Source organism: Curtobacterium sp. MCBD17_030, from assembly GCF_003224255.1.
Lineage (GTDB): Bacteria > Actinomycetota > Actinomycetes > Actinomycetales > Microbacteriaceae > Curtobacterium.
The window spans coordinates 123188-131226 of record NZ_QKLI01000007.1 but is presented as its reverse complement, the minus strand read 5'-3'; the positions used below and the strand labels follow the sequence as shown (position 1 = coordinate 131226).

8 protein-coding genes are annotated in these 8039 nt (G+C 68.3%); all 8 read right to left on the bottom strand.

The window, feature by feature from the left end:
• Positions 1-39: 39 nt before the first annotated feature.
• Positions 40-756, bottom strand: coding sequence for a hypothetical protein (locus tag DEI89_RS08985; RefSeq protein ID WP_110903697.1), 717 nt, complete (start codon positions 754-756; stop codon positions 40-42).
• The gene (locus tag DEI89_RS08980; protein WP_110903696.1) at positions 753-1529 is read right to left on the bottom strand and encodes a hypothetical protein; all 777 of its coding nucleotides are present in this window, start codon (positions 1527-1529) and stop codon (positions 753-755) included. Before DEI89_RS08980 ends, DEI89_RS08985 begins: the two co-directional genes overlap by 4 nt.
• Complete coding sequence (gene pilM / locus DEI89_RS08975) at positions 1526-2578, bottom strand: type IV pilus assembly protein PilM (RefSeq protein ID WP_110903695.1); 1053 nt, start codon at positions 2576-2578, stop codon at positions 1526-1528. Before pilM ends, DEI89_RS08980 begins: the two co-directional genes overlap by 4 nt.
• A 58-nt stretch (positions 2579-2636) precedes the next feature.
• Positions 2637-3479: an A24 family peptidase gene (locus tag DEI89_RS08970; RefSeq protein WP_110903694.1), complete on the bottom strand. Its 843-nt coding sequence runs from the start codon at positions 3477-3479 to the stop codon at positions 2637-2639.
• Positions 3476-5356 carry a hypothetical protein gene (locus DEI89_RS08965; RefSeq protein ID WP_110903693.1) on the bottom strand — a complete coding sequence of 627 codons (1881 nt, stop codon included), beginning with the start codon at positions 5354-5356 and terminating at the stop codon, positions 3476-3478. The genes DEI89_RS08970 and DEI89_RS08965 overlap by 4 nt, the downstream gene beginning before the upstream one ends.
• On the bottom strand, positions 5353-6057 hold the full coding sequence (locus DEI89_RS08960; protein ID WP_110903692.1) for a type II secretion system protein J: 705 nt from the start codon (positions 6055-6057) through the stop codon (positions 5353-5355). The genes DEI89_RS08965 and DEI89_RS08960 overlap by 4 nt, the downstream gene beginning before the upstream one ends.
• A complete protein-coding gene (locus tag DEI89_RS08955) occupies positions 6054-7520 on the bottom strand; it encodes a prepilin-type N-terminal cleavage/methylation domain-containing protein (protein ID WP_146236722.1) in 1467 nt (488 codons plus the stop codon). The genes DEI89_RS08960 and DEI89_RS08955 overlap by 4 nt, the downstream gene beginning before the upstream one ends.
• Positions 7521-7603: 83 nt before the next feature.
• Positions 7604-8026: a type II secretion system protein gene (locus DEI89_RS18240; protein ID WP_110903690.1), complete on the bottom strand. Its 423-nt coding sequence runs from the start codon at positions 8024-8026 to the stop codon at positions 7604-7606.
• Positions 8027-8039: the final 13 nt, after the last annotated feature.

Here is an 8039-nt window from a genome sequence, read left to right as displayed (position 1 = left end):
GCCCCGGTGCGGGGAGGGCGGGCGGGCGCAGCCCTCCGCCTACTTGCCGGCGGCGTCCGCGGTGCCGCCGAGGACGTACACGGAGCCGGACAGTGACCACGCCTGGCTCGTCATCGGCGGGCCGCTCTCGTCGACGTCGGTGGCCGCGATGCGGTTCACGAGGAACAGACGGTCGCCGGTCTGGACGGACTTCGTGAAGGCGAGTGCCTGGTCGTACGAGCCGGTGACGGCGACGGTGACCGGGACCACCGTGAAGACTGTGCCGGTGATCGCCGCGTCCGTGACGGGCACGGGTGCGCTGGGGACGGCTGGCGTGGCCGACGGGCTGCTCGTCGGGCTGGGCGTCGCACTCGGGGTCGCACTCGGTGAGGCCGACGACGCGTCCAACGGCGTGGCAGCCGCGGCCGGTGCCTCGTACGGCGCGGCATCACCGATGGTGATCGTCGTGACGACGACGCCGGCAGCGGACGCGTAACCGTCGAGTGCCTTGAGGAAGGGCGTCGTGTCCATGCTCGCCGGGACGGAAGCCCGCAGAGTCGCGAGTTCGGACTTCGTCGTGCTCAGCGAGTCGGACGCCTTCGCCAACCGGGCGAGCTCCAACTGGTTGGCCCTGTTGGTGCTGTCGATCGTCTCCTGCTGCGTACCGTTGGCGGCAGCCTGGGCGAGCTGGGGCTGGACACCGAGGAACCACCCGCCGGCCAGCACGGCGACCGTCATCACGAGGGCGATGACGAGCGAGAGCTTGTTCTTGTTCATCGGTCGGCCGCCTTCGTGTACTTGCCGTCGTACGCGTCGGCGTCCAGGTTGACCTGCACCACCGCGCTGTACTCACCGGTGTCTGCGTTCAGGGAGATCGAGGCGATCGTCGAGTCGGCGTAGCCCGGGAGGGCTGACAGCCGGTCGTTCCAGTCTGGGACCGAGGGGATCGTCGCGGTCCGCACGGTGAGCGAGAGCGTCGCGACGCGCTGGCGCTGGAGCGGCACGCTCGACTGCTCGAAGACCTGCGTCGGACTCGCGGAGTCGATCGTCATCGCCGAGATGCTGACGCCCTCGGGCAGCACCGCGCGGATGCCCGACAGAGCCGAGTCCCAATCGATCTCGGTCGACCCGCCGACCGCCTGGGCAGCATGGAGGACCTTGGTGTCGGCCTCCGCGCTCCGCACCTCGGAGTAGCGCTGCTGCTGCGCGAGCAGGGACGACGTCGCCTCCTGCGCGGCGGAGAGGGACGAGGCGGAGTCGAGTTGGTGGGCGACTGCAGCCCCCGCCGCGAGGACGACGACGGCGAGGGCCACGAGGACACCCATCCACGCCCGTCGAGCGGTCGTCCGCTCGCGGCGGTCGACGTGGACCTCGATCGGCAGCAGGTTGACACGGGGTTCCCGGATCGGCGGCCCGGAGACGGCGGGCCGTTTCTTCGGGACGCTCCGCCGCACCGTCGCAGCGGGCGCGTCGTCGGTCGGCTGCGATCGCCCACGTCCCGCACGCTTGGAGAACGGCAGGTTCAACGGTCTGTTCTGCGCGCTGGTCATGCTGCTCTGCTCCCGACTGCGAGTCCGAAGGCGACACAGATCGCGTCACCGTGGTCGGCGACGTCCTCTGGCCGGAGGGACCGTGCCGTCGCCACTCCCGTGAAGGCACTCCCGAGGTCGACGGGGATGCGTGTCTGCTCTGCAAGGGCTTCCCGGAACCCGATGAGCCTCGCTCCACCACCCACGAGGACGATCTGGGTGACAGGTTCCGCCGGCCGGGTGTTCGCGAAGTAGTTGATCGTGTTCCGGAGGCTCGCGATGAGTTCGCTCGCCGCGTCGTGGGTCGCGGCGACGGCACGCGCGTCGTCGACCGTCCGACCGCCGGGCCCCAGGCCGAGGTGCCGCTTGACCGCCTCCGCCTGGTCGAACGAGATCTCGATCCGCCCGGACAGCGTCTTCGTGATGTCGTTCCCGCCACTCGGGATGATGCGCACGAACTGGGGGATGCCGTTCGTCGCGAGGACGACACTTGTGGTGTCGGCACCGAGTTGAACGAGCGCCACCGTTCCCGGGCGCCCTTGTCGGCCGACCAGCACCCGCGTCAGGGCGAAGGGGATGAGGTCCACGCCGACCGGGTTCAGCCCGGCCAGCTGGACCGCGCGGACGTTCGCGAGGACGGCGTCCTTGATCGCGGCGATGAGCAGGCCGTGCACCACGGGGCCGTTCTCGCTCTGGCTCTCGGACGTCGGGTAGAAGTCGAGGATCGCGTCGCCGACCGGCACGGGGAGCATGTCCTGCACCTGGAACGGCAGGCTCTCGCGGATCTGCGCGAGCGGTGCCTGCGGGACCGTGAGGTCACGGGACAGGACACGCTGGTTGCCCATCCCGAGCACCACGTTCTTCGAACGGAACCGCCCGATGCTCCAGAGCTGCCGGAGCGCTGCTGCCACCGTGTTCGGCTCGAGGACCTCGCCGCGGCTGACGGCACCCTCCGGTGTCGGCACCTCGGCGAAACGGACCAGGGTCGGTCGCGCACGGTCCGCGTCAGCCACCTCGACGGCACGGATCGACGATCCGGCGATGTCGACGCCCACGATGCTCTTGCTCATGCTGCTGCTCTCGGTTCTGGTGTGGTTCGGTCGGGTCAGGGAGTCAGTGTCGACGAGGTCAGGCGAGGCCCAGGAGCCCCAGGTAGCCCTGCCAGAGCGGCGCTCCGAAGGCGATCCCGAGCCACGCCCCGACGAGCATCGACGGCCCGAAGGGGATCCCGCCCCTCCGCCGCACACGACCGAGCGCGAGGAGGACGATCGCGACCGTACCGCCGACGAGGAACGCGCCGAAAGCTCCCACTGCGAGGGGTCCCCATCCGAGGTACGCGAGCACGAGTCCGAGGACGACGGCCAACTTCACGTCGCCGAGCCCCATCCCGCCGGGCACGGCGAGTGCGAGGACCAGGTAGGCGCCTCCCAGGACGGCTGCACCGAAGAGCCCTCGCAGGAACGGGGAGAGGTCGCTGACCGCGACGGAGGCGCCGAGGAGCACGACGACGAGCACGACGGCAGCCGGGTACACGATCGCGTTCGGCAACGTGTGGGTGTCCAGGTCGATCAACGCCAGCGCGACGCTGACGGCCATCAGGAAGAGGAGCCCGACGAACAGGAGCGCCGCCCCCGTGGTGTCCCGCACGGTGGCGGTCGTCGCCGGGGACGCGACGGCGGCGACCAGGGCGAAGAGCAGGCCGGTGCCCAGTTCGACAGCGGGGTAGCGTGCCGAGATCGGCGCCCCGCAGTCACGGCAGCGACCGCGGAGGACCAACCACGACAGGACCGGGACGTTGTCGCGACGGCGGATGGCGTGGCCGCACTGCGGGCAGGCGCTGGCGGGGGCCACCACCGACCGTCCGGCGGGCACCCGGTAGACGACCACGTTGAGGAACGAGCCGATGACGATGCCGATGATCCCGCTGAAGACGACGACGAGCGGCGTGACGTCGGCGGTGGCCGCGGTCATCGGCAAACCCCGGTCGTGGTCGTGGCACACGAGCCGTCGGTCTTGTACGCCGACTGCACCTCGACCTGGGTCGTGACGCCGTAGGAGGTCGACACCGGCTGGAGGAACTTCGGCGGAGCCGTGGTGAGGAGGCGCTGGTCGTACACGTAGTTCTTGACGAAACCGGTGCCGCCGGTCGTCGCGACCGCCCCACGCCAGTTCTGCGCGATCGAGCCGATGACCTTGAGGACGCCGAGCTGTGAGCCGATGTCGTAGTTCTGGTTCCAGAACGTGCCCGCGTTGCTCGCGATCGCGGCACTGATCGTGATCTTGGCTCCGTAGCTGCGGTTCAGGAGACCGACTCCGCCGCTGGTGCAGCGTGAGTAGTCGACCGTCCCGAACGACGTCGGGTACGCGGAGCACTGCGCAGGGTTGTAGATCTCGACCGCGTTCTGCCCGACGAGGCCGAGGATGTCGTTCGTCGGGTCGCCGTACGTGATGTCGCCGGTCACCCAGATGGTCCCCGACGCGACCATCGTCATCGCGCCGGAGAAGCCACCGCTCACGAAGAGGTCGCCGGCGGTGCAGGAGTACGTGTCCGACACAGAGCCCGTGCGGTAGTTGTTCGCGGAGCCGGTGTTGATCCACTCGTTCGTGGCCGGGAAACCCTGACCGTTGCTGTAGGGCTGGTTCGACTTGGTCGACACCTTCCCACTCTGCACGGTGACCGCGGTGGAGCAGTACGTGTTCGAGTACTTCGACGGGATCGTGCCGGACGGCCAGGTGTTCACGTTGTTCGCCGCCGACGGGATGTCCTGCACGTACATCAGGTTCGCGGGCAGGGTCGGGATGGTGGCACCCGCCGCGCTCTGCAGTGCGTCGATGGTCCCGCAGAGCGACGCCGCCTTCGCGATGTCGTCGCTCTTCACGACCTCACCGGTCGAGCTCGAGACCTTGACCTGCGTCGCCTTCGACCATGGGGACCACACCGTCATGTTGCCGTTCCCCAAGAAGGAGACACGGGTCGGACCGGTGTAGAGGCACCCCGGCCGCGGGACCGTCGCGGGTATGTCGGTGCGGGTCTCCTGCGACATGTTCGAGTTCAGCGCGGGGAGTCCGAGGTAGGGCACGATGGACGGCGCCCCGCCCTTGAACACCCCGTTGCAGCCGCCGCCGGAGGACCGCACGGACGCGTCGTGCTGTTCGACCGAGCCCATGAAGGTGGTCGAGCACGCCGCGGTGAACACGTCATTCGTGCGGATCGGGCCGTTCAGGACGTCACTGCCGGCGAACTGCACCGGCGAGCACTTGCCGCTGACGCCAGCCTGCCACTGGTACGCCGTCGTGCACGACGACCCCGTCAACGCGGGGTTGGACGACTCGTAGTTCGTGAAGTACAGGTAGTTGATGAACCCGTCGCCCTTGAGGTTCGCGACGAGGGAGCGCACGCTCCCACCGGACTTCCCGGTGACGCGGACACGGAGGACGCCCTTCGCCGAGTAGTCCGAATTGTCGACCTCGTAGCGGAAGGACTGGTCGGATGAACCGATCACCGGCGCCCACTGCGACCCGGTGTTCGTGAAGGCGATGTTCGAGTCGTTGCCGGTGAACGAGGACCCCGTCGCCTTGCTGAACTGCGCGTTCGCGTTGCCGTACAGCGCGTACCCGTTGTCGTTCGACAGCTTCGCCTGGTAGTCGGCGAGGCCCGCGTACGCGGCCGCCATGGCGTTCTGGAAGTTGCGGTCGGCGGCGGACTTCACCGCGCCGGAGGTGGAGACGGCGATCATCGTCGCGACGAGGAGCATCATCACCGTTCCGAAGATCAGCACGTTTGCGAGGACGACACCGCGCTCGTCGTCGTGCGTCCGCCGGAGTACCCGGATCAGCCGGCGGATCACGGCGTCGTCCCGACGGATGTGCCGTAGACGACGTTGAACAGGTACAGGGTGTTCTGGAGGTGCGTGTTCGAGGGCTTGCCGGCCGTGGTCGATCCGAGTTCCAGGTTCACCTGGACCGCCCGGATCGTCCCGAGACCGGTCGGCGGGACGATGCCGGACGCGGGAGTGGCCACGGCCTTCCCGTCGGCACCGAGGTACGTGAAGAGCGCGTCCCCGTCACTGGTCGGGGACGCGATCGGCCCGCCGATCACCAAGCTCCTGGTCGGCGTCTGCGTGGGTGCCGGGAAGGAGTAGAAGCCGTTCGTCGCCGTGCCGTCCCACTGGTCGAACACGACCCGCTGAGCACTGTTGAGCGAGTAACGGACCAGCACCGGCTTGTCCGTCGTGTTCCCGTCGAGGTTGATGAACGCGGTGAAGGTGAGCTTCGTGGGGGTGGCCTCGACGACGGCCGGTACCGACGACCCGTCGGCCTTCGGCAGCAGGCTGGCGGCGTGCACGTAGCGCGTGACGGAGTTCATGACGCTCGACGCGACCCGCGAGTTCTGGTCGGACGTCGAGTTCGTAGACCCCGCACGGAGCGTGGCGACGAAGAACCCACCGACCGCGATGATGATGATGGAAGCGACGCTCATCGACACGAGGAGCTCGCTGAGGCTGATGCCGGACTGACCGCGGTGCAGCCGGCGGAGGAACCGCGTCATCGGATCTGCCCCCGGGGGTCGAGGGTCAGGGTGTTGTCGTAGCTGATGACCACCAGGGCGGTCTTCCGGTTGACGGAGCCGTTGGTGACGGGGGCGACGTTCGATGCGTTCGAGGCGATCTCGTTCTTCGTCGTCGACCCGAAGGTCGTTCCGGACGAGATGATCCACGTGCCGAACGGCAGCGCGATGGTGGCCACGTCGGCACCGGCGACCGGGAACCTCATCGTCATGCCCGCCGCGCACCCGGGGTCCCCCGGGCCGGGGGCCGACGACGAGACGGCGGTGAGGTAGCGGCCCTTGACACCCTTGACGGTGGCGACGCCCATCATCACCGGCGCATCCGCGGTGTCGCCCGCCGGTGCCGGTACCACCGCCGTGCCCACGCCGACGTCGCCCGTCGGGTTCGGGGTCGTCCACGACGCGGGGCTCGGGCTCAGGCAGTTCTTCGTGCCGTCGAGGCTGTTCGAGTACGGACCGGCCAGGACGGTGTACCCGGACGTTAAGGGGAACACCGCCGCGGACGGGCTCGGGTTCGTCGTCGAGGTGATCTGCAGGGTCTTGCTGGTCGTGTCCCACGGCGACACCGGATCGAGACCGCCGACGGAGCTGGACAGCGTGGTCACCATGTTCGTCGGCACGGTGGCGTTGTACGTCGGTGCGTACTGGAAGCGCATCGTGCTCGCCTGGTCGTAGACGAACGGCACCGGCGCACTGGCCCCGGCGGTGACCGAGATCGGCGACTGCTTCGAGGGTTGCTGCTGGTCGGTGTCGATGCCACCGGGCGTGTTCGCGGTGACCGTGTAGTCGCCCTGCACCACGTTGACCGCGTAGGAGCAACCCTGGGCGTCCGTGGGCAGCGGGCTTTTCGTCAGCGCCGACCCCGTCCCGCCCCCGACCGGCGTGACGCTGATGGAGACGCCGGGGTACGGGGCGCCCGACGCATCGGCCACCGAGATGATGATGGTCCCGTAGCCGGGGTCGGTGACGGCGTCACTCGGAGCGATCGCGGAGGTCACGGACGTCGAGCTCGAGCCCCCGCGGGGATTCGGCCACGACACCGTCTCGACGACGCTCTTGTACGCGAGCTTGCCGTTGGACGTGCCGCACGCACCGCTCGCGCCGTCGCTCTGGACCCAGGACACCTTCCGATCGACCCGGTAGGTCATCCCGCCGATGGTCGAGGTGTTGTCGTCCCCGCGCGCGCTGACCACGTCGAAGATGCCGGTCGTCGACGCCGCCGCGGTCTGGCGCAGCATGTCGATGTCCTGCGAAGCGAGGGCCACGGCCGTCTCTCGACCGCGGCTCGTCTGGGTGAGCTGCAGAGTGTTGGCGATGCCGTAGGCGATACCGACGGACATGACGGCGAAGACCATCATCGCGACCATGACCTCGATGATGCTGAAGCCCGCCTCGCGTTGCGCAGGCTCGGCCGGGCGCAGCAGTCGCTGCAGACGATTGATCATGGTCACCACCTCTATGAATGATGCGTTTCGACTGAAAGGGCGGCTCGTCCAAGACGAGCCGCCCTTTGACTAGTGCTAGGAGATCAGCACGTGCCCTTGGCAGCCGCCGTGGACTCCGTGATCTTGTAGCTCGTGGTCGTCGCCCCGACCCCGGCGATGCAGAAGGCGGTGGTGCTGACGCCCTTGTACGTCAAGGCGTTGCCGTCGCTCTGCGTGTAGCCGTACTGGCCAAGGGTCGCCGAAGTGAAGTCCGTCGCCGCCGGCAGCTTGCCGTTGTTGTCAGTTTGGTAGGCGATGACGGCGGTCTTCGCGTTCGCAAGATCGGACTTGACCGAGGCGTCCTTCGCGTTGTTCTGAACGTTCAGGTACACGGGGATCGCGATCGCGGCGAGGATGCCGATGATGATCACGACGACCAGGAGTTCGATCAGGGTGAAGCCCTTCTCGTTCTCGTTGAGGAGACCCTTGCGGCGAGCGTCAAGCTTGCCCATGAGACGGAAGTACATTGTTGTTCCTTCA